This window comes from Labrys sp. HAY1-8F (assembly GCF_056754975.1).
Genome location: NZ_JBPGWZ010000002.1, coordinates 3,950,351 through 3,970,534, shown reverse-complemented (window position 1 = coordinate 3,970,534; position 20,184 = coordinate 3,950,351). Strand labels below are relative to the sequence as shown.

Here is a 20,184-nt window from a genome sequence, read left to right as displayed (position 1 = left end):
GAAGTGCCTTGGGTCCCGGCAGGGGGATGAGGAGTGTCAGCCCAAGCCTAGAATGGTTGCGTATCCCCTCATCCGCCCCCACGTTCTTTACTTGAACGCGTGGTTCTTAAGCGACCACGCTACGGCACCTTCTCCCGCAAGGGGAGAAGGCAATTGCGCCGGCCTCACGCAAACGCCGCCGTAAAATTCTTCGCCACCAGATCGCGGTTGCGCAGCACCTTGCCGGCGCGGGGGCCGGCGGTCCTGCCCTCGCTCCAGGCCAGGCTCCCATTGACATAGACCGAGCGGATGCCGGCCGAGAGCTGGGTGGGATCGTCGAAGGTCGCCTTGTCGAGGATGGTTTCGGAATTGAACAGCACGAGGTCGGCGAAGGCCCCTTCCCTGATCACGCCACGCTGGGCGAGGCCGAAGCGCGCAGCAGGCAGCGCCGTCATCCGGCGCACCGCCTCCTCCATACCGAACAAGCCGATATCGCGGGCGTAATGGCCGAGCACGCGCGGAAAGGTACCCCAGAGCCGGGGATGCGGGCGCACATCGTGCGGCAGCCCGTCCGAACCCACCATGGTGAGCGGGAATTGCAGCACGCGCCGCACATCTTCCTCGTCCATGGTGAAATAGACGGCGCCGGCCGGTTGCAGCTTCGCCACCGCCTCCTCCCTGGAGACGCCGAGCTCGCGGGCAATAACGTCGAGCGTCTTGCCGGCGAGGTCGGGCCGCGCCTTCGACCAGGTGATCAGGATGCGCTCGACCTGGGTCGCGCGCTTGGCCTCCAGCACGGTGGAGGAAGCGGCGTAGGGATAGACGTCGAGTGTGACGGGCTGCTCGCGCGCCCGCTTCTCGATGATCGGCAGCGACACGTGGGTGCGGCCATGGTTCTGCGGGTCGGTGGCCTTGTGATGCGACAGCACCACCGGCGCATCGGCCTCGCGCCCGATGGTGAAGGCCTCTTCCATCGCCTCCAGCAGGTGATCGGCTTCGTCGCGCAGATGGGTGGTGTAAATGGCGGAATATTTGGCCAGCGGCTCGGCGACGGCGATCACCTCCGCCGTCGAGGCGGCATTGGCCGGCTGGTAGTAGAGCCCGGTGGACAGGCCGATCGCTCCATCCGCCAGCGCCTGGTCGAGCAGGTCGCGCATGCGGGCGCATTCAGCCCGGGTGGCCGGGCGGTCGAGCCGGTCCATGGTGGCGAGACGGAGCGTCGTGTGGCCGACGAGGCAGGTGACGTTCACCGTGGTTCCCGCCGTCTCCACCGCCTCGAAATAATCGGCGAAACGCTCGAACAATTCGTGCTCGCTCTTGGCGATCAGGTCGAGCGGCGGCACCACCTCTCCCTTGGCCCGCAGCGGTGCCAGGCTGATACCGCAATTGCCAACCACCACCGTCGTCACGCCCTGGCTGAGCTTGGCCGCCATGTCGGTGGCGATCACGGCGCGGTCGTCATGGGTGTGCACGTCGATGAAGCCCGGCGCGAGGGCGAACCCGGCGGCATCGATCTCGGTCCCTGCCTTGTGAGGCAAGCGCTCGCCGAGGGCGACGATGCGTTCGCCGGTGACGGCGACATCGGCCTGGCGCGGCTTGGCGCCGGTGCCGTCGAAGATCGTCGCCTGCCGGAAGATCAGGTCGCAGGGGAAAGTCATCGCATGATCCTTGGGTCGTTCCGGACCGGTATGCCGGCCTCTTCTTTGGTATAAGCCCGACCTTATGATTCGTGCCCGGCCAGCACTGCGACGGCCGGTCGCGCAGCGCTTTCGGCAAGCCCCTTCACGGGCTCGATGGAATTGTGCAGCAAGGCAAGGCCATAGCGCTTGTCCGGTGCGAGGATCAGGGCCTCGCCGCGATCATCCCGCTCGCGCACCCGTTCGCTGTCGGCGAGCCCGATGGCATCGCCGGTCACCGCGATCAGGCCGGCATCAACGCGTGGATTGGCCTCCATCACCCGCCGCACGGCCACGGCGGGATCGACACCTGCCTCGAGCAGCGCCAAGGCCTCCGCATTGACGGCAAGGCCGGATGCGCCGACCGTGTTCGGCAGCCTGTGGCCGGTGACGAAACCTTTCCGGGCGGCCAGGAGAAACTGGGTAAGAGGCTCGGGACGATCAGGCCCGCTGGTGATTACCGCCGCCAGCGGCGAAGCCATCATCCAGGAAAGATCCGGCCGGGCGGTCCACGTGGCGCGAATGGTCTCGAGCCCACCGCGCTGGCACTCCAGCGCCATCGCCTCGCCATTCGGCGCCAGGGCATAAAACACCGCAAAACCATGCAGGTCGCCCTTGCCGAGCTTCTCCGCCTCGGCCCAGCCGGCCCACACTGCCCTGCCCGCGCCAGTTCCAAAGGCGGCAATGCCGATCGTCACGTCTCGAACTCCTTGATTGCTAAGAAAACCACGTTGCCCAAACGAATCCGGCCGCGAACCGGGCGTCCTGCCCCGCTCGCGGCCGGTGATCTCGAACCGCCCGAAGGATCAGGCCTTGACCACGCTCGCCGTGTAGATCTCGCCGATGGTCTTGGCGAGCGCTGCATCGAACTCCGCATCGCTCATGGACACGCGCAGATCTTCTGTGAGGGCGCGCGAGAAGGAGGCGATCATGCCGTGATTGTGGCTGAGCTTCTCGCAGGCATCGGCGCGGGTGTAGCCGCCCGACAGGGCAACGACACGGGCAACGGCCTTGTGGTCGACCAGCGGCTTGTAGAAATCGGCGACGGTGGGGATGGTGAGCTTGAGCATCACCTGCTCGCCCGCCGGCAGCGCGTCGAGCGCCGCAGCGATCTCGTCGCGCAGAATGGCCTCGGCTTCCTGCTTGGTCGGGCTCTTGATCGAGACTTCCGGCTCGATGATCGGGATGAGGCCGTGGCCGAGGATCTGCCGGCCGACCTCGAACTGCTGCTTGACCACAGCAGCGACGCCGGTCTTGTCGGCATTGGCGATCACCGAGCGCATCTTGGTGCCGAAGATGCCCTTCTTCGCCGCGCGCGCGAGCAGGGCGTCGAGTTCGGGCATCGGTTTCATCACCTGGGCACCGTTCTCTTCCGTCGCCAGGCCCTTGTCGACCTTGAGGAAGGGCACCACGCTGCGGTCTTCCCACAGATAGGTCGGCACCGGCTTGCCCTTGGCCTCGCCATCCATGGTCTTCTCGAACAGGATGGCGCCGATCACCTTGTCGCCGGAGAAGGCGGGCGCCGTCATGATGCGCACGCGCATTTCGTGCATCAGGCGGAACATCGCCTCGTCGCCGCTATAGCTGGATTCGGCGATGCCATAGAGACGCAGCGCGCCGGGGGTGGAACCACCGCTCTGATCGAGGGCGGCGATGAAGCCATCCTTGCCGGTCATCTGTGACATCATCTTGGCGTCTGCCATATCGGTCTCCCTGTTGCGGGCCGGTGCGCGCCGCGCCCAGCCTCCGCGGTTGCCTAGAACAAGCGCGTTTAGACGAAAACGCTCATTGGCTCTAGCTCATTGTTTCCAAGCCAATCCGATGGATCGGCTGGAGCGCCTTTGCGATTCCTGGCGATGCCGCCAAATCACAAAACGCTCTCGCGTCGAGTCGGCGCGAGTATCGGCATGCAAAGGGGGTGAGGCAAGGGGCAGAACTGCGAAAAGCTTTCGCAAAGACGTGGGAAATGGTGGCCAAACGCCCTTCGAGCCATAGGCGCGTATATGGCCTCAGCGCCCGAAGCTCAGGGCTTCTTCCGTCTTCCCGCTCCGTCAGCGCTTGCGTGGATCGGCCATATCGCGGATGGCGGCCTGATGATACCAGGCACCGTCGACATCGATGGGCGGCAAGGGCTGCGTATCGCGCGAGGAAAGCCGCGTCTCGTCACGTCCGAGGCTGGACCCCATGCGCGGACGCGTGGGGAAAAGGTAGATCTTGGCAGTCTCTTGCCGGGTACTCGCAGTCATGCTCGTCTCCCTTGTCTGGCGCGCCAGGGACGCTGCCAAACCAGGATCCAGTCTTAGCACAGCCTCGGGCGCCTTCCTAGCATTTGCCTGCTTTGCAGGCAGCATTTGCCTAAACTATGTGCAACCAAAGCCCGCATTACGGCAATGCGCAGCAAGACAGCAGGCCGCGACAACGGCATCTGGGCCCGGCATGACTTGAAAACACCCCTTTTTCTCTTTCAGCCGACAAAAGGACACCGTTTCTTTTGCAGGCTCGCACCCTCGTTTCCAAAATATCTGCGACAAAAACACCGCACCCTGCCCGCTGGCACGCTTCCTGCTTATTGCACCGCAACCGGCGGCAACCCGGTGCGAACCGGCTGCCGCCATCCGCCTTCCAACCAGCGAGTATCCTGAGAATGACGAAGTACAAGCTCGAGTATATCTGGCTCGACGGCTACCGGCCGACCGCGAACCTGCGCGGCAAGACCATGGTCCGCGACTTCGATGCCTTCCCCACGCTCGAGCAACTGCCGCTTTGGGGCTTCGACGGTTCCTCGACCAAGCAGGCCGAGGGATCGAATTCGGATTGCGTGCTCAAGCCGGTCCGCATCGTCCCCGATCCGGAGCGCCTGAACGGCGCCGTCGTACTCTGCGAAGTGATGATGCCCGATGGCGTCACCCCGCACGCCTCCAACAGCCGTGCCACCATTCTCGATGATGACGGCGCCTGGTTCGGCTTCGAGCAGGAATATTTCTTCTACAAGGACGGCCGGCCGCTCGGCTTCCCAGAGCACGGCTTCCCCGCCCCGCAGGGGCCTTACTACACCGGCGTCGGCTACAAGAATGTCGGCAACATCGCCCGCGAGATCGTCGAGAAGCATCTCGACATCTGCCTGGCCGCCGGCATCAACCATGAAGGCATCAATGCCGAGGTCGCCAAGGGCCAGTGGGAATTCCAGATCTTCGGCAAGGGCTCCCACGCCGCTGCCGACGAGATGTGGATCGCCCGCTATTTCCTGCTCCGCCTGACCGAGACATATTCGATCGACATCGAATGGCACTGCAAGCCGCTCGGCGATACCGACTGGAACGGCTCGGGCATGCATTGCAACTTCTCGACCACCCACCTGCGCGAAGTGGGCGGCAAGGCCTATTTCGAAGCCCTGATGGCGGCGTTCGCGGCCAACAAGGACGCGCACATCGCCGTCTACGGCCCGGACAACCATCTGCGCCTCACCGGCAAGCACGAGACTGCCTCGATCGACACCTTCTCCTGGGGCGTGGCCGATCGCGGTGCCTCGATCCGCGTGCCGCACTCCTTCGTGCGCAACGACTACAAGGGCTATCTGGAGGACCGCCGTCCCAATTCTCAGGCCGATCCCTATGAGATCGCCTCCCAGGTGCTCAAGACCATCGCCTCCGTTTCGACCGCGGTGAAGGCCGCCGCCTGAGCCCGAGCGCTTCTCGACAAAACGGCGCGGGTCGCAAGATCCGCGCCATTTTATATTCGCTGTCTGGGAGTGCCGGAGCGCGCGGCCACCATGCATCTTTGCCGGTCGCCCTTTCGGCCGGGCTGTGCTATAGCGCCGACCAACATCAGGAATTTTGCATGTCGGCCCTTTCGCTCGAACAGGCAGCGAGCCCTCAGGCCATTCCCATGGGAATGGCCGATACCGTTGCCGCTCCACAAGCTCTGTCCGCCAAGCCCTCCCTCGCCGGGATGGACCGCACGGCCTTGAATGTAGCTCTCACCGCCGTGGGCGTGCCCGTCGGCGAAGTGAAGATGCGCGTCAACCAGCTTTCGCACTGGCTCTATGTGCGCGGCGCCAGCCGTTTCGATGCCATGACCAACGTGTCCAAGCATCTGCGCGCCCTTCTGGAGCAGTCCTATACGCTCGACCGCCCGGAGATCATCGCCGAGCAGATCTCGGCCGATGGCACGCGCAAATGGCTGATGCGCATGCCCTCCACCGGCCCCGCCGACAAGGGCGCCGAGATCGAGACCGTCTACATCCCCGACGAGAAGCGCGGCACGCTGTGCGTCTCCTCCCAGGTCGGCTGCACGCTCAACTGCTCCTTCTGCCACACCGGCACGCAGAAGCTGGTGCGCAACCTCACTGCGGCCGAGATCGTGGCGCAGCTCCTGGTCGCACGCGACCGCCTCGGCGACTGGCCGGGCCAGGAAGCACCGGAAGGAGCGATCGTGCCGCGTGACGGCGGGCGCTTCGTCTCCAATGTCGTGATGATGGGCATGGGCGAGCCGCTCTATAATTACGACAATGTCGCCATCGCCCTGAAGGTGATGTCTGACCAGGACGGCCTGTGCCTGTCGCGCCGCCGCATCACCCTGTCGACTTCCGGCGTGGTGCCGATGCTCGGCCCGCTCGGCGAGGACATCAATCCGGCGCTCGCCATCTCGCTGCATGCCACCAACGACAATCTGCGCAACGAGCTGGTGCCGCTGAACAAGAAATATCCGATCGCCGAGCTCCTGGATGCCTGCCGCAATTATGCCGGCCTCTCCAACGCCCGCCGCATCACCTTCGAATATGTCATGCTCAAGGGCGTCAATGACAGCCCGGCCGAGGCGCGCGCCTTGGTGAAGCTGCTTAAGGGCATTCCAGCCAAGATCAACCTGATCCCCTTCAATCCCTGGCCCGGCACCTTCTATGAATGTTCGGACTGGGAGACGATCGAGGCCTTCTCCGACATCGTCTTCAATGCCGGCTACGCCTCGCCCATCCGCACGCCGCGCGGACGCGACATCCTCGCCGCCTGCGGCCAGCTCAAGAGCGAAAGCCAGAAGATGCGGGCGCGCGATCGCCTCGCCATCGAGGCCGATGCCATGAAGAAGCTGGCAGTCGAGGCCTTCTACGCCCATGGGACGGACGGGGACTAACGACAATGGTCGTGCGATGGCTGGGTTTTTTCCTTCTAGTCATCGGACGGATCCTCGAAATTGTCGCCTCGACAGGAGTGGCAGCCCTTTCCGCAATGATTGTCGGCAGCAGCGGACTGGTGAACACCAATCTCGCCTCGGCCGTATTCCGTTACAGCACAACATTGAATCGAGAGGCTTTTGCAGTTCTCGAACATCCGTTTCTCAATTTTGACCGATTGCAGGGTGCCATATGGCAGGTGTGGTTGATGCCTGCTGCAATATGGGTCGTGCCCATTGCAGGCATTGCCATCATTGGTGAACTCTTCGGACTGCAACGTTGGGCTTTCTACAGTATCGGCACTGCGGCGGCTTTGTGCAGCGTTCCCGGCCTTGTCGGTTTCATTCCTCCGACCCCTGGGGACGTTGTGCTGCTTTTTATCGGTGTGGCCTGCACAGGAGCGATTGCTGGGCTGGTCTATTGGCTCATCACCGGCCGGCAAGCCGGCTTGATAGTGCGCTCACTCAAGCAATGATAAGCATGGCTTCCACCTTGGTTGGGTGGCACTGAGCGCGATTCATTCGAACACGCGTCGTCGCCACCCTATTGAATAATAGGTTTGCGTCCTGTGATGGTTACCCCCTCTCAGCCTCCTCGCCCCCGTGGCGTCATCAGCTTCGTCGACCGCCTGGTGCTGGTGGCCTTCGCTGCCGTCCTGGCCGCGATTGCAGCTCTGGTGGTCGGCGTGATGGGCCTCGCCAATCACGATTTCGGGCAGGAACTCGCCGGCACGGCAGAGCTGTTCGGCCTGAAGGCTCTGGCGACGCTGATCGATGGAACTCCCGTGGAAGACATCGGGGCCATGATCCAGCAAGCAGCAACCGCCGCCCTGGCCATCTGGCTGGTACCGATCGCCCTGGTCGCGGTGATCGGCGAGACCATGGGCAAAGCAAGCTGGATGTTCTACGCCATCGGCATGGCGCTCGCCTTCGCGGTGGCGCCGATGGTGATGAGCCTGAACATCCTCGCGATCATGCTGCTCTACCGCGCTTTGCTCGGCCTGACCGCCATCGGCATCGTCGCCGGCACGGTCTACTGGCTGGTAGCCGGACGGAGCGCGGCGGGTTGAGCGGAGCCAAGTTTGCACGCCATGGTAATTTCGGGACTATTTAACCATTTGCATACCGCGCCAGCGTAGGCTTCGACGCGTTCCGGTCGAACTTTCGCCGGAATCCCTGTCTTTCGTCGCAGTTGCGCGAGGCGCTCCGATTCACGATGATCGGCGCCACCGCTTTCTGCCCTCTTACTTCGGGATCGATCGAGCCAGCATGATGTCCTCAACCCTTCGCATCGCGCTCATCGCCACCGCCGTCGTCGCATTCACCGGTTCGGCTCTGGCAGCACCTCGCAAACCCAAGGCCGAAGCACCGGCTCCGGCAGCCGCCGGAGGCGCGCAGCCGACACCGCTCGGCCAGTTCGGCGATTGGCAAGCCTTCCAGAACGGCACGGCCAAGGGTAAGTCCTGCTTTGCCATCACCAGTCCGAAGGACCGCAAGCCCGCACGGCTGAAGCGCGATCCGGCCACGCTCTTCATCACCCGCCGCCCCGGCGAAGGCGTGAAGAACGAGCTGAGCATGATCACCGGTTTCACCATGAAGGATGGCGGCGACGCCACGCTGAAAGTCGGACGCTCCTCCTTCACGCTCTACACCAAGGGCAGCAATGCCTGGGTGAAGAACGCCGCCGAGGAAGGCACCGTGGTCAACACCTTGCGCAAGAGCCGCGACGCGGTCTTCACCGGCGCTTCCAAGCGCGGCAACAGGACCACCGACCGCTATTCCCTCGACGGGCTGCCGCAGGCCCTCGACGCCATCACCAAGGGCTGCCCATAGGACTCTGAGCGCAGACATCTCAGCGACATGCTTGCATGTCGCGGTGTCTGCTCCTTGGAACGGTCGCACGCAAAAGGGCGCCGCCTGACTTGGCCGCGCCCTTTTTGTAAGCTCTGTGTTTCCAAGAGCGGACAGTTGTCCGCGCTCCCGGGAACAGTGTGCCTGTTCCCGGGAACAGATATCGCTGTTCCCGGTCACACCGTCTTGGCAGAGAGCCTGTCGCGGAAGACGAGATAGCCGTAAACCGGCATCACCACGAAAACCATGGCGATCTTGATGGCATAGTCGGCAATGCCGAGGCTGACCCAGGGCACGTCCGTGCCGACGAAGGCGATCACCCAGAACAGCACGCTGTCGACCGTCGAGGCGAGGATGTTGGAGATGGAGGGTGGCACCCACCAGGCATGCTGGCGGAAGCGGTTGAAGACCTGAGCATCCACCATCTGGCCGGAAATGAAGGCGATGCCGCTGGCGATGGCGATGCGCGGATCCGCGGCCACGAAGGAGACGATCACCGCGATGACGAAGGATGCGATCACCACCTTGCGCGTCATCTCCACGCCGTGGCGGCGATTGCACAAATCCGTGATGAAGAAGGCGACCGGGAAGATGAAGGCGCCCCAGGTCAGGAAATCCGAGGATCCAGGCACGACATATTGCACGCCCCAGTTGGCGGAAGCGACAATCACGGCGTGAGCCAGCACATAGCGCCAGCGCAAATCGGCGAAATAGTTGAACACAGGGTTGGCGGTCACGACATACCTACGGGAAAGAGAAGATTTCTGGGGCGCTGCCTTACAGCAAAAACGGCCGTCGGTGTAGCCTCTCAATCGCAATTCCGCTTCCCCGGGCCGGCATGGCCGCCTTTTTCCGCGCTTACGCCGTAGCCGTTCCGCAGGCGGAGCAGAATTTCGCCCCCGGCGGCGCCCGGCCGCTGCTTGGTCGCGGCGCGGACTACGCCCCGGCCTTGCCCGTTTCCAGGAAACGCTCCACGCCCGCCAATCCGGTGTAGTGCACCTGGAGGGGCAGGCCGAGGCGAGCGGCCGCCTCCTCCGCCCTGCGCTCGAGCACCGGATCGGGAAATTGCACCAGGAACATCACTCGCTTGTAATGGCCGAAATACATCGGCAGCAATTGCGGATAGCGATCGAGCTTCAACCCTTTGATCACGAAGCGGTCGAAGTGCCGAACCAGGAAATCGGTGAGATAGAAGGTGCCGATCTCCTCCTCCTGCATGCGATCGAATATGTCGGCGCCGGCAAAGAAGGAATAGCAGTGCGGCCCGTCGATGCGCTCGACGCCCTCTTCGCGCAGGACGTCGTCGAGCAGGCCTCCGGTGCCGCAATCGCCGTAGAGCACCAGGATCTCGTCATATTTGGCGCGATTGTCGCGAATCTTGCGCCGGATGCCGTCGGGGATCTTCTGCGGATAATTATGCCAGATCGCCGGCAGGCAGGTGACCTCCATATGGTCCCAGCCATTGGCGGCTTTCACCGCCAGGAATTCGCGCGCCAGCGCCCCGCAGGCGATCACCAGCGTCGAGCTGGGGTCATCTGGTTTTTTCGAAGGACTGGTCATCGCCCACTCCCCGAGATCGGGCCTCGCCCATCAGGCAGAACAGCGTCATGCCGCCCTGCGCAGATCCGCTGTCGGGCTCAGCCCGCCATGCCCTGACGCTTGCCGATCAAGGACTTGGCCATTTCCACCGCGATGGCAGCATCGCGGCAATAAGCATCGGCGCCCACGGCTTCCGAGAAGGCCTCGTTCAAAGGTGCGCCGCCGACCAGCACGATGTAGTCGGAGCGGATGCCCTTCTCCTTCATCGTGTCGATCACCACCTTCATATAGGGCATCGTGGTGGTGAGCAAAGCCGACATGCCGAGAATTTCGGGCTGGTGCTTCTCGAGCGCCTCGAGATAGTTCTCGACCGGGTTGTTGATGCCGAGGTCGATCACCTCGAAGCCGGCGCCTTCCATCATCATGGTGACGAGGTTCTTGCCGATGTCGTGAATGTCGCCCTTGACGGTGCCGATCACCATCTTGCCGACCTTGGGAGCGCCGGTCTCGGCCAACAACGGGCGCAGCAGATGCATGCCGGCCTTCATCGAATTGGCGGACATCAGCACTTCCGGCACGAACAGGATACCGTCGCGGAAGTCGACGCCGACGATACGCATGCCTTCCACCAGCGCCTTGGTCAGCACGTCATAGGGCGTCCAGCCGCGCTTGAGCAGGACATTGACGCCCTCGACGATCTCGTCGGCCAGGCCGTCATAAAGGTCGTCGTGCATCTGCTCGACGAGCTCGTCATCGGGGAGCGTGTTGAGATCGAGATCGCCGTCGGACATGACTTGCTGTTCCTGCACTGGGTGAAGCACGGATTACTATAGAACGCTTCTTAATGCGAGGTAGCCTGACAGGGGCGCCTTGCGCTGTCGCACTGGGGACATCGTATATTCAAACTGCGACAACAGCCCAAAAGAGCGACGGCCTGTACCGCTCAAAGCGCCAACCATGTTCTTGCACGCGGGCAGGTTGTCGGCCCCTGGATGCCCGTCGCTCGGCTACGGCACGGCGCGTTTCGACAAGAGCGCCGTTTTGCCCTACCTCTTGCTATCCCTGCGCCTTTGCGATTCCCGCCGAGTCCGGCTATTCGCAAAACCCGGCGGCAAAAACGTGCGAGTTTGACAGGCGGTATTGGCTTGCGCGAACGTTGCATGAAATAGTAGGCCTACGTAACGGAATGTCGTGGCGCCGGCCTTTGGCGTGATTTCGATACTGATGGCTGTTTGGAAAAGGTTGTGATGCCCGATTTATCTCGTCGCGTTTTCGTTCTCGGTGCTCCATTGCTGCTTGCCGGCTGCGCCTCCTCACGTGCCACCGTCGGCTCCCTGTTCAACAGATCGAATGACAGCGGCTTCAACTATCGCGAGATCTATGCCGGCGGGATGGAGAACGGCCATGCCTATCCGCCCATCAATCTGAACGCGATCGATCCCAAATATCTGCGGCGCGTCGTGGCAGCCCCCGACGGCGAGACACCCGGCAGCATCGTCGTCGATCCCGACAACCGTTTTCTCTACCATGTCCATGACGACGGCACCGCCACTCGCTATGGCGTTGGTGTCGGCCGCGAAGGTTTTGGCTGGAACGGCAAGGCCACCATCAAGCGCAAGGCGGAATGGCCGCGCTGGACGCCGCCGCCGAGAATGGTCAAGCGCGATCCGCTGGCCGCCAAATTCGCGGGCGGCATGCCCGGCGGCGTCGAAAACCCGCTCGGTGCCCGCGCCATGTATCTCTATCAGGGCGACCGCGATACGCTCTATCGCCTGCACGGTACCAACGATCCCACCTCGATCGGCAAGTCGATGTCTTCGGGCTGCATCCGCCTGCTCAACCAGGACATCATGGCCCTCTATCACAACACCCCCGTGGGCGTGCGGGTGGTGGTACGGCCTTCGCAGGGCGGTGCCGAGGAGAGCTAAGCATCACACCGAAAAGTGGATGCCTATTTTCAAAAAAACGGTGCAACAACAATAGCATACAAGCACTAGACCCGATGCCGAAGTCGGGTCCGGTGCCGTAACCCGCCCTCCTCAGTCCGGCTTGCGCAGCCCGCTTGACACCGCCCCGATCAATGCGAGGCCGGCGCCAATCCAGGCGATCAGTTCCGTCTGCCCCTGCGCAACCTGGCTGAAGATGACGGCGGCGACCGCCGCCCCCATCGACTGGCCGAGCAGCCGGCCGGTCGATTGCAGGCCGCTGGCTCCGCCGCTGCGCTCGCGCGGCGCGCTGGTGATGATGATGCGGTTGTTGGGCGACTGGAACAGGCCGAAGCCGAAACCGCACAAGGCAAGCCGCCAGACGATGTCGAAGCTGTCGGGCCGCTCGCCCATGCTGGCGACCGCCGCCAGCCCTGCGGCCAGCAGGCAAAGCCCGGCAATGCCGAGTTTCTCGGGCGAGATCCTGTCGGAAAGCCGGCCCGAGATGGGGGCAATCAACGCCGTCATCAATGGCCAGGGCGTCATCAGGAATCCCGTCGCGGCCTCCGAATGGCCGAGCGAGCGCTGCAAGAAAAAGGGCAGTGCCACATAGGCCATGCTCTGTGAAGCGAAGGAGCAGATCGAGGTCGCCATCGACAGCGAGAATATCGGTCGCCGCAAGAGGTCGACCGGCAGCAGCGGCACCGTCAGTTTCAGCGAGCGCCGCACCAAGACGAGGGCCGCCACCGCCGCCCCGGCGATCATCGCCAGCGCCACCGGCATCGTTCCGGTATCGCCGAGACCATCGAGGCCGGCGATCAGAAGGCCGAAGGCGAAAGCGTTGAGGATGGCGCTGACCCAATCGAAGCGATGGCCGGAAGCCGGTGTCTGCGGCAGAGCCCGCGCCGCGACGAAAAGGGCGATGAGGCCGATGGGCACATTGACCAGGAACAGCCACTGCCAGTTCGCCACGGTCAGGATGGCCGAGGCGACGCTGGGCCCGGCGGCCGAGGACACCGCCACCACCAGAGCCGTGTAGCCGACCCCCGAGCCAAGGGAGGCCTTGGGGAAGATATAGCGCACCAGGGCGATATTGACGCTCATGATGCCGGCGCCCCCAAGCCCCTGCACGGCGCGCGCCAGCGCCAGCGCCGGCAGCGAGGAAGCCTGGGCACAGGCGAAGGAAGCCGCGGTGAACACGGCCAGCCCCGCCCAATAGACCCGCTTATAGCCGATGATGTCGCCGAGCGAGGACAGGGGCAGCAGCGCGATGGTGACCGCGAGCTGGTAGGCGGTGACCACCCAGATCGATTCCGCCGGGGAGACCGCGAGTTCGCCCGCGATCGAAGGCAGGGCGACATTGACGATGGCACTGTCGAGCACCGCCATGGTGAGCGCCATGGCGATGGTCAGGAAAGCCAGAAAGCGTTGGGGAATGGGCAGGCCATCCATGGTGGCGGCATTCATCAAATACTCACAGCGACAAGTGCCGATAGTATCGGCGTCTTCGAGACAATGAATTGGAAAAATCACCCGAAACGGCAAACAGGGCGCCGCAACGGCACCCTGCTTCTACGCTTTCTGGATTGCCGGGGAAGTGCCAGCTTTATCCTAGTATTATAAGCAACAGGCTTTGCGATCCCGCGAAGCCGCAGCCTTGGGTGGACGGCCTCGGCAGGCTTGCCCGTCAATTCTGTCCGCCGACGATGTCGCGGGCGGCCTTTTCGATGATGGCGCGGATCCGCTCGGCCTCGGCCTGCGTCCAGGGACCACGATGCATCTGCAGGGCGTGCCGGAACGTATGCAGAGCTTCACGCACCATCTCCGGCGTGGAGCGGGCGGAGAAGGCGCTGGCAGCAAGATCCATACGCGCCATCACGCCATCGACCGCGTCGCGGTTTTCGGCGAGGAAGGCCTCGCCTTCCGGGGTGATGGTGTAGAGCTTCTTGGTGCCCTCCGTGACTTCGCCACGGATGTGGTCCTGCTCCTCCAGGAGCGTCAGCGTCGGATAGACCGCGCCGGGGCTCGGTGCATAGGCGCCGCCGAACTTCTCCTCGATGGCGCGGATCAGCTCATAGCCATGGCGCGGCTTCTCGGCGATCAGCGCCAGGATGACCAGGCGCAGATCGCCATGGCCGAAGACGCGGCTACGCCCGCCGAAGCCCCTACCGAAGAAATCGCCCGGGCCATCGCCCTCGAAACCGCCGCGTCCCCAACGCCCCCCACGACCCGGGGCACACTCCCGCTGTTCCTCACGGCCCCATCCGCGAAATCCGCCGCGGCCCGAGAACTCGCCGCGACCGCGGCCTTCATGATGTCGTCCAAACATTCGTTATACCTTTCGTTCTATCTTTAAGATGATTCTTAAGATATATCGAAAGATAGATTACGCAAGAGCCTTTTGAAAATTTTGAGCCTTCGAAAATCTTGGCTACCGAATGCAAGCATGATCGCCCTACCTGTCCCCATCCCATCCCCCTTGGGTTCTCCTGACGACGATGGCGGGATGATTGACAGCCCAAACTTGCTGCGGCAGTCTCAAGGCGCTGCGTAGGGCGCACCGGTGCACCGTCGGAAGGGCAATGCCCGCCTACAATCGAAACCACGATTGCGCCTATGCCGAACCTCGAAAATCTCAAGAAGCAGGCCAAGCAATATCTGCGTTGGCATCGCGAGCATTATCATCCGGTCGCCGCCGAGATCAGGGCCGCCTTGCCGCGGTTCCGTCACCTCGACGACCACCAGATATTGGAGGCGAATTTCCAGCTCGCCGACGCTCTGGAACTCGTCGCTCGCCAATTGGGATTCGAGGGATGGGAGGCGCTCAAGACAGGAGCCCCTACCATTACGAACCTTCCGGAAAAGACCGCGCCGCAAGCCTTTTTGAGTTCGATTGCGGCGCAACTCTTCGTCGCCGACGTCACCGCCTCATGCGCGTTCTTTATCGGCAAGCTCGGTTTCAACCTGGATTTTGCCTATGGCGATCGGCCTTTCTACGCGCAGGTCATACGCGACAGAGCGCGGCTCGCCCTGAGGCTGGTGTGCGAACCGGTCTATGTCGGCGATGTCAGGCAGCGCGAGCATCTGCTCGCCGCCGCCATCACGGTCGACAGCACAGCCGAGATCAAGCAGCTCTTCCTGACTTTCCAGGCTGCGGGCGTGGCCTTCCATCAGCCGCTCAGAAAAGAGCCCTGGGGAGCCAGGACCCTCATCGTCCAGGATCCGGACGGTAACCTGATCTTGTTCGCCGGCCCGGCTAGCTGAGCCGTTCCGTCCAACCGGATGGCCGCGCTCACGCGGCCTTGGCGGCAAGCAATCTGGCGACGATGCGCTCCCGCTCTTCAACATAGCTGGAGGCGGAGGCGCGCGCCGCCTCGATCGCGCCTGCCGGCGCCGTCGCGGGGGATCCCGCATCGAAGGGTGGCGCCGGCGCATATTCGAGCTTGAGCTGCACGGCCTCGGCCTCCTCTCGGCCTCGCAGCCGGGCGATGATATCGAGTGCGAAGTCGATACCCGCCGTGACGCCACCACCGGTGATCAGCCGGCCATCGACGACGATACGCTCGGCCACCGGTACGGCGCCGAGTGGCTCTAGCAGATGATGCGAACCCCAATGCGTCGTCGCCCGCTTTCCCTCCAAAAGCCCCGCGGTTCCCAGAACGAGCGCGCCAGTGCACACAGAGGTAATGAAGCGGGCGCTCCAGGCCTGGCGGCGCAGAAAATCGAGGATCATTTCATCTTCCATCAAGGCATTGATGCCGGCTCCGCCCGGCACGCACAGCACGTCGAGGATCGGACAATCCTGCAGCGTCGTCGTGGGCTGGACGGGCCAGCCGCAGGTCGCCGTCACCGGATCGAGATCCTTCCAGATCAGATGCTGGACAACGCCCGGCATCGCGGCGAAGGCGTCGAAAGGCCCGGCCAGGTCAAGCAGCTGGACCTTGGGAAAGACGAGAAAGCCGATCTGCAGCATCATGGCGGTACTCCGTTCCAAATCTTGATATTGACAGAGCCATTGTAGAGCGGCAGATTTTGGCGCAAATGTCGTTTGAACCACACTTTACGCCAAATCCGATCGATGGGCCGCCGCATGGCCGGACGCCGCGCGCGGTGGATCTGCTCGCCTTCCCGGGATTTCAGCTCCTCGATATCGCCGGCCCCATGCAGGTGTTCGCCTCGGCCAACCGCCTGCTGGAGGATGACGGACGGCTTCCGGCCTATCGCCTGCGTATCGTCGCCAAGCAGGGCCAGGTCCCTGCCTGGGCCGGGCTGACGCTGAAGGCCGAGCCCCTGCCGGAGGTCAGCGAAGCCTGCGACACGCTGGTGATCGCCGGTGGGCGCGCCGTACATCAGGCCGTCGAAGACGCCGAACTCGTCGCCTGGATGGTGGCCAAGGCCACAACCGCCAGACGGGTCGCGGCTGTTTGCACCGGGGCGTTCCTGGCCGGCGCCGCCGGCCTGCTCGATGGCAAGCGCGTCGTGACCCATTGGGATTCCTGCGCCCTGCTCGCCGAGCGTTTTCCGGCAACACAGGTGGAAAGCGATCCGATCTTCATCGAGGACGGCAATCTGTGGACCTCAGCTGGCGTCACCGCCGGCATCGATCTCACTCTGGCCCTGGTCGAACGCGATCTTGGGCGCGCCATGGCGCTGGCGGTGGCGCGCGAACTCGTGGTCTTCCTCAAGCGGCCGGGCGGGCAGTCGCAATACAGCGCCGCCCTGGCGCTCCAGCATGGCACCTCCCGTTTCGAAGCCCTGCATAGCTGGATGCGGGAGAATCTCGACGCCGACCTGTCCGTCCCCACCCTCGCCGCGCAGGCCGGCATGAGCGAACGCAGCTTCCAGCGTCGCTACCGGGAGGCCACCGGCGTGCCGCCGGCCCGCGCCGTCGAAAGGCTGCGGGTCGAACAGGCACGCACGCTGCTCGCCGACACCGCCTTGCCTCTCAAGCAGATCGCCGCCCGCTGCGGCTTCGGCTGCGAGGAGACCATGCGGCGCGGTTTCGCCCGGCACCTGGCCACCACGCCGCAATCCTATCGCGAGCGATTTTCTGGCGGGCATGCGCTTGGAGCGCGGACATCTCAGTGACATGCTAGCATGTCGCGGCGTCCGCCTTTGCTTTCTTCCTAGATCGGCGTTTCCAAAAGCGGACAAGATGTCCGCGCTCCCGCAATGCCCGATTGACAGAACCCGCCGTCCAGTTAATCTGACAATTGCGAGGTACGTAACTCATTCGCCCGTGCAGATGGCGAAGGGGACGTTGGCGGGAAACGAAAACCAGGAACCGGATTTGTCTCAGGCGGAAGCGAGCAAGGCTGCCGCGCAGAACCAGACCGTCCCGGTGCTGGCTGCCAGTGGCCTGTCCAAGAGCTTTGGCGCCATCGAGGTGCTGAGCAACATCGCGCTCGACCTCAAGGCAGGCGAGGTTCACGCCATCATCGGCGAAAACGGTGCCGGCAAGTCTACCCTTATGAAGATCCTCGCCGGCCATCTGCAGCCGAGCCGGGGCACGCTCGCCATCGATGGCGAGCCGGTGCATTTTTCCGGCCCGGTCGATGCCGAGCATCGCGGCATCGTGCTGGTGCATCAGGAGATCCTGCTCGCGCCCCACCTCACCGTGGCTCAGAACATCTTCCTCGGTCGCGAGGTCCGCCGCGGCCTCATGGTCGACGACCGGGCCATGAACCAGGAAGCCGCGCGGGCAGTTCGCGAGCTCGGGGCTGAGATCGCGCCGACCAGGCTGGTCGAACGCCTCTCCATCGCCCAGCGCCAATTGGTCCAGATCGCCCGCGCCCTGGCGGTGCCGCACCGCGTGGTGATCTTCGATGAGCCCACGGCCTCCCTCACCGCAGTGGAGACGCAGGCCCTCTTGAAGGTGATCACCGCCATCCGTGCCAGGGGTGCGGCGGTTCTCTACATCTCGCACCGCCTCAACGAGGTGAAGGCCATCGCCGACCGCGTCACCGTGCTCCGCGACGGCAAATGGATCGCCACCAGGCCCACGACCGAGCTCCAGCCCATCGACATGGCGCAGTTGATGGTGGGGCGCGACATGGCCAATCTCTATCCGCCCAAGGATATCGCGGATGCGGACTTGACGGTCTCGAAGGAGCCCCTGCTCGCGGTCGAGCATTTCAGCGTGCCGGGCTTTGTTGCCGAAGCCAGCTTCAGCCTGCAGGCCGGCGAGATCCTCGGTTTTGCCGGCTTGGTCGGCGCTGGACGCACCGAGCTGTTCGAAGGGTTGCTGGGTCTGCGTTCCGCTACGGGCACCCTCAGGCTCGAGGGTCGACCTGTGCACTTCGGCGAGCCCCGCCAGGCCATGGAGGCCGGCATCGTCTACCTCTCGGAAGATCGCAAGGGCAAGGGCCTGTTGCTAGCGCAGGATCTGCGCACCAACCTCACCTTGGCCGCGCTCGATCGCTTCACCTCGGGCGCCTTCATCGACAAGGCGCGTGAATGGAGCGCGCTCAACCAGGCCTTCCAGGATTTTGATATCCGGGCCCGCTCCAAGACCCTGCTCGCCGGCCAGCTTTCTGGCGGCAATCAGCAGAAATTGCTGCTCGCCAAGATGATGCTGCTGGAGCCGAGGATCGTCATCATCGACGAACCCACTCGTGGCATCGACATCGGCACCAAGGAACAGATCTACCGTTTCATCGCCGCCCTCGCCGCCAGGGGCAAGGGTGTGATCGTGATCTCCTCCGAGATGCAGGAACTGATCGGCGTGTGCCATCGCATCCTGGTGATGCGCGGCGGGCATATTGCCGGCGAGGTCAAGGGCGAAACCATGACCGAGGCCGAAATCGTGGTGCATGCCACCGGCGTTTCCAGAGAAGAAGCGAGAGCACAGATATGAGCGGAGAGCTCGCCCCCACCAAGGCTGCAAGCCGCTTCCAGGATTTCGACCTGCGCGCCATCGCGCCCTTCGCGGCACTCGCCGTGCTGATGGTGCTCGGCTATTTCGTCAATGCCCGCTTCATCGACCTCGACAACCTCACCAATGTCCTGGCCCGCAGCGCCTTCATCGCCACCATCGCGGTCGGCGCCACCTTCGTGATCACCGCCGGCGGCCTCGACCTCTCGGTCGGCTCGATGGCGGCCCTGGTCTCGGGCGTGATGATCCTCTTCCTCAACAAGGCCTATATCGGCGACGGCTATGCCCTGCTCGCCATCGGCATGATCCTGGCCTTGCTGCTCGGCGCCCTGTGCGGCGCCGCCAACGGCCTGGGCGTCACCGCCGGGAGGCTCGAACCCTTCATCGTCACGCTCGGCACCATGGCGATCTTCCGTTCGCTGCTGATCTGGCTGGCCGACGGCGGCTCGATCGCCATGAAATCGATGGAACTGCGGGCCGATTACCGCCCAGTCTATTTCGGCACCATTCTCGGCCTGCCCTTCCCAGTCTGGGTGATCATCGCGGTGGCGGTTATCGGTGCCTTCCTGCTCTACCGCACCACTTTCGGGCGGCACGTCATGGCCGTTGGATCCAACGAGGATGTCGCCCGCTATTCCGGCATCTCGGTCGGGCGCGTGCGCATGCTCACCTACATCATCCAGGGCCTGTGCGTCGCCATCGCCGTGCTGGTCTATGTGCCCAGGCTCGGCTCGACCACCTCCACCACCGGCCTTGGCTGGGAATTGCAGGCCATCACGGCGGTCGTGGTCGGCGGCACGGCGCTGCGCGGCGGTGTCGGGCGCATTTGGGGCACCATTTGCGGCGCGCTGATCCTGGAAGTGATTTCCAACATCATGGTGCTGTCGAATTTCGTGTCGGAATATCTGGTCGGCGCCGTGCAAGGCGCCATCATCATCATCGCCATGCTGGTGCAGCGCTCGCTCGCCCGGAGGAGTTGAGCCACCCCACCCACATGGAGTGGGCGGCACAAACCCGCGCCCAAATGCGTTTTGCGATTAGACGGACTCACTTCGAATCGCAAAGACGCTCTGGCTAATCCTTCGGATTGGCTTGGAAACAAAGAATTAGAGCAGAGAAGCGTTTCCGCTAAAACGCGCTTTGCTCTAGGGGAACGAAAAGCGCTAGGGAGGAT

General features: G+C 63.6%; 20 protein-coding genes. 10 read left to right on the top strand and 10 right to left on the bottom strand.

From position 1 onward, the window contains the following. Positions 1 to 164: 164 nt before the first annotated feature. The 4 genes from ACR9ZN_RS27380 to ACR9ZN_RS27365 form a co-directional block, all read right to left on the bottom strand. Positions 165 to 1,637, bottom strand: coding sequence for an N-acyl-D-amino-acid deacylase family protein (locus tag ACR9ZN_RS27380; protein ID WP_481273680.1), 1,473 nt, complete (start codon positions 1,635 to 1,637; stop codon positions 165 to 167). A gap of 62 nt (positions 1,638 to 1,699) precedes the next feature. Next, positions 1,700 to 2,353: a DUF6963 family protein gene (locus tag ACR9ZN_RS27375; RefSeq protein ID WP_481273679.1), complete on the bottom strand. Its 654-nt coding sequence runs from the start codon at positions 2,351 to 2,353 to the stop codon at positions 1,700 to 1,702. A 108-nt stretch (positions 2,354 to 2,461) separates the two neighbouring features. Then, complete coding sequence (locus ACR9ZN_RS27370) at positions 2,462 to 3,358, bottom strand: fructose bisphosphate aldolase (protein ID WP_434959563.1); 897 nt, start codon at positions 3,356 to 3,358, stop codon at positions 2,462 to 2,464. 348 nt (positions 3,359 to 3,706) lie between these two features. Next, positions 3,707 to 3,901: a DUF2735 domain-containing protein gene (locus ACR9ZN_RS27365; protein ID WP_441773285.1), complete on the bottom strand. Its 195-nt coding sequence runs from the start codon at positions 3,899 to 3,901 to the stop codon at positions 3,707 to 3,709. A 398-nt stretch (positions 3,902 to 4,299) separates the two neighbouring features. Here ACR9ZN_RS27365 and ACR9ZN_RS27360 point away from each other — a divergent pair, with 398 nt between their 5' ends. The 5 genes from ACR9ZN_RS27360 to ACR9ZN_RS27340 all read left to right on the top strand — a co-directional run bounded on the left by ACR9ZN_RS27360 (position 4,300) and on the right by ACR9ZN_RS27340 (position 8,654). Continuing rightward, positions 4,300 to 5,334 carry a glutamine synthetase beta-grasp domain-containing protein gene (locus ACR9ZN_RS27360; RefSeq protein ID WP_481273678.1) on the top strand — a complete coding sequence of 345 codons (1,035 nt, stop codon included), beginning with the start codon at positions 4,300 to 4,302 and terminating at the stop codon, positions 5,332 to 5,334. Between the two features lie 158 nt (positions 5,335 to 5,492). Then, entirely contained in the window at positions 5,493 to 6,782 is a 1,290-nt protein-coding gene (rlmN, locus tag ACR9ZN_RS27355; RefSeq protein WP_481273677.1) for a dual-specificity RNA methyltransferase RlmN, read from the top strand. Between the two features lie 5 nt (positions 6,783 to 6,787). Beyond that, a complete protein-coding gene (locus ACR9ZN_RS27350; RefSeq protein ID WP_454812432.1) occupies positions 6,788 to 7,297 on the top strand; it encodes a hypothetical protein in 510 nt (169 codons plus the stop codon). Between the two features lie 96 nt (positions 7,298 to 7,393). Then, positions 7,394 to 7,891, top strand: coding sequence for a hypothetical protein (locus tag ACR9ZN_RS27345; RefSeq protein WP_481273676.1), 498 nt, complete (start codon positions 7,394 to 7,396; stop codon positions 7,889 to 7,891). Positions 7,892 to 8,090: 199 nt separating this feature from the next. Beyond that, positions 8,091 to 8,654: an invasion associated locus B family protein gene (locus ACR9ZN_RS27340; protein WP_434959558.1), complete on the top strand. Its 564-nt coding sequence runs from the start codon at positions 8,091 to 8,093 to the stop codon at positions 8,652 to 8,654. Positions 8,655 to 8,848: 194 nt separating this feature from the next. Here the strand turns inward: ACR9ZN_RS27340 and ACR9ZN_RS27335 are convergent, their stop codons facing one another. The 3 genes from ACR9ZN_RS27335 to ACR9ZN_RS27325 all read right to left on the bottom strand — a co-directional run bounded on the left by ACR9ZN_RS27335 (position 8,849) and on the right by ACR9ZN_RS27325 (position 11,002). Continuing rightward, positions 8,849 to 9,409, bottom strand: a complete 561-nt coding sequence (locus ACR9ZN_RS27335; RefSeq protein ID WP_434959557.1) for a queuosine precursor transporter — start codon at positions 9,407 to 9,409, stop codon at positions 8,849 to 8,851. Positions 9,410 to 9,608: 199 nt separating this feature from the next. Beyond that, positions 9,609 to 10,232, bottom strand: coding sequence for a DUF1638 domain-containing protein (locus ACR9ZN_RS27330; RefSeq protein WP_481273675.1), 624 nt, complete (start codon positions 10,230 to 10,232; stop codon positions 9,609 to 9,611). A gap of 77 nt (positions 10,233 to 10,309) precedes the next feature. Continuing rightward, positions 10,310 to 11,002, bottom strand: coding sequence for a corrinoid protein (locus ACR9ZN_RS27325; RefSeq protein WP_434959555.1), 693 nt, complete (start codon positions 11,000 to 11,002; stop codon positions 10,310 to 10,312). A gap of 456 nt (positions 11,003 to 11,458) precedes the next feature. Here ACR9ZN_RS27325 and ACR9ZN_RS27320 point away from each other — a divergent pair, with 456 nt between their 5' ends. Then, positions 11,459 to 12,139 carry a L,D-transpeptidase gene (locus ACR9ZN_RS27320; RefSeq protein WP_434959554.1) on the top strand — a complete coding sequence of 227 codons (681 nt, stop codon included), beginning with the start codon at positions 11,459 to 11,461 and terminating at the stop codon, positions 12,137 to 12,139. A gap of 111 nt (positions 12,140 to 12,250) precedes the next feature. On the opposite strand, the gene ACR9ZN_RS27315 is transcribed toward ACR9ZN_RS27320, so the two are convergent. Next, positions 12,251 to 13,603 carry an MFS transporter gene (locus ACR9ZN_RS27315; RefSeq protein ID WP_481273674.1) on the bottom strand — a complete coding sequence of 451 codons (1,353 nt, stop codon included), beginning with the start codon at positions 13,601 to 13,603 and terminating at the stop codon, positions 12,251 to 12,253. A 220-nt stretch (positions 13,604 to 13,823) separates the two neighbouring features. Then, entirely contained in the window at positions 13,824 to 14,465 is a 642-nt protein-coding gene (locus ACR9ZN_RS27310; RefSeq protein WP_481273673.1) for a PadR family transcriptional regulator, read from the bottom strand. 287 nt (positions 14,466 to 14,752) lie between these two features. Between ACR9ZN_RS27310 and ACR9ZN_RS27305 the strand changes: the two genes are divergently transcribed. Further along, entirely contained in the window at positions 14,753 to 15,400 is a 648-nt protein-coding gene (locus ACR9ZN_RS27305) for a VOC family protein (protein ID WP_481273672.1), read from the top strand. Positions 15,401 to 15,428: 28 nt separating this feature from the next. Here the strand turns inward: ACR9ZN_RS27305 and ACR9ZN_RS27300 are convergent, their stop codons facing one another. Beyond that, the gene (locus tag ACR9ZN_RS27300; RefSeq protein WP_434959550.1) at positions 15,429 to 16,112 is read right to left on the bottom strand and encodes a DJ-1/PfpI family protein; all 684 of its coding nucleotides are present in this window, start codon (positions 16,110 to 16,112) and stop codon (positions 15,429 to 15,431) included. A 65-nt stretch (positions 16,113 to 16,177) separates the two neighbouring features. Between ACR9ZN_RS27300 and ACR9ZN_RS27295 the strand changes: the two genes are divergently transcribed. The 3 genes from ACR9ZN_RS27295 to ACR9ZN_RS27285 all read left to right on the top strand — a co-directional run bounded on the left by ACR9ZN_RS27295 (position 16,178) and on the right by ACR9ZN_RS27285 (position 19,990). Beyond that, positions 16,178 to 17,224: a GlxA family transcriptional regulator gene (locus ACR9ZN_RS27295; RefSeq protein WP_481273671.1), complete on the top strand. Its 1,047-nt coding sequence runs from the start codon at positions 16,178 to 16,180 to the stop codon at positions 17,222 to 17,224. A gap of 253 nt (positions 17,225 to 17,477) precedes the next feature. Next, positions 17,478 to 18,992 carry a sugar ABC transporter ATP-binding protein gene (locus tag ACR9ZN_RS27290; RefSeq protein WP_434959761.1) on the top strand — a complete coding sequence of 505 codons (1,515 nt, stop codon included), beginning with the start codon at positions 17,478 to 17,480 and terminating at the stop codon, positions 18,990 to 18,992. Continuing rightward, positions 18,989 to 19,990, top strand: a complete 1,002-nt coding sequence (locus ACR9ZN_RS27285) for an ABC transporter permease (protein WP_434959548.1) — start codon at positions 18,989 to 18,991, stop codon at positions 19,988 to 19,990. Before ACR9ZN_RS27290 ends, ACR9ZN_RS27285 begins: the two co-directional genes overlap by 4 nt. The last annotated feature ends 194 nt before the right edge of the window (positions 19,991 to 20,184 follow it).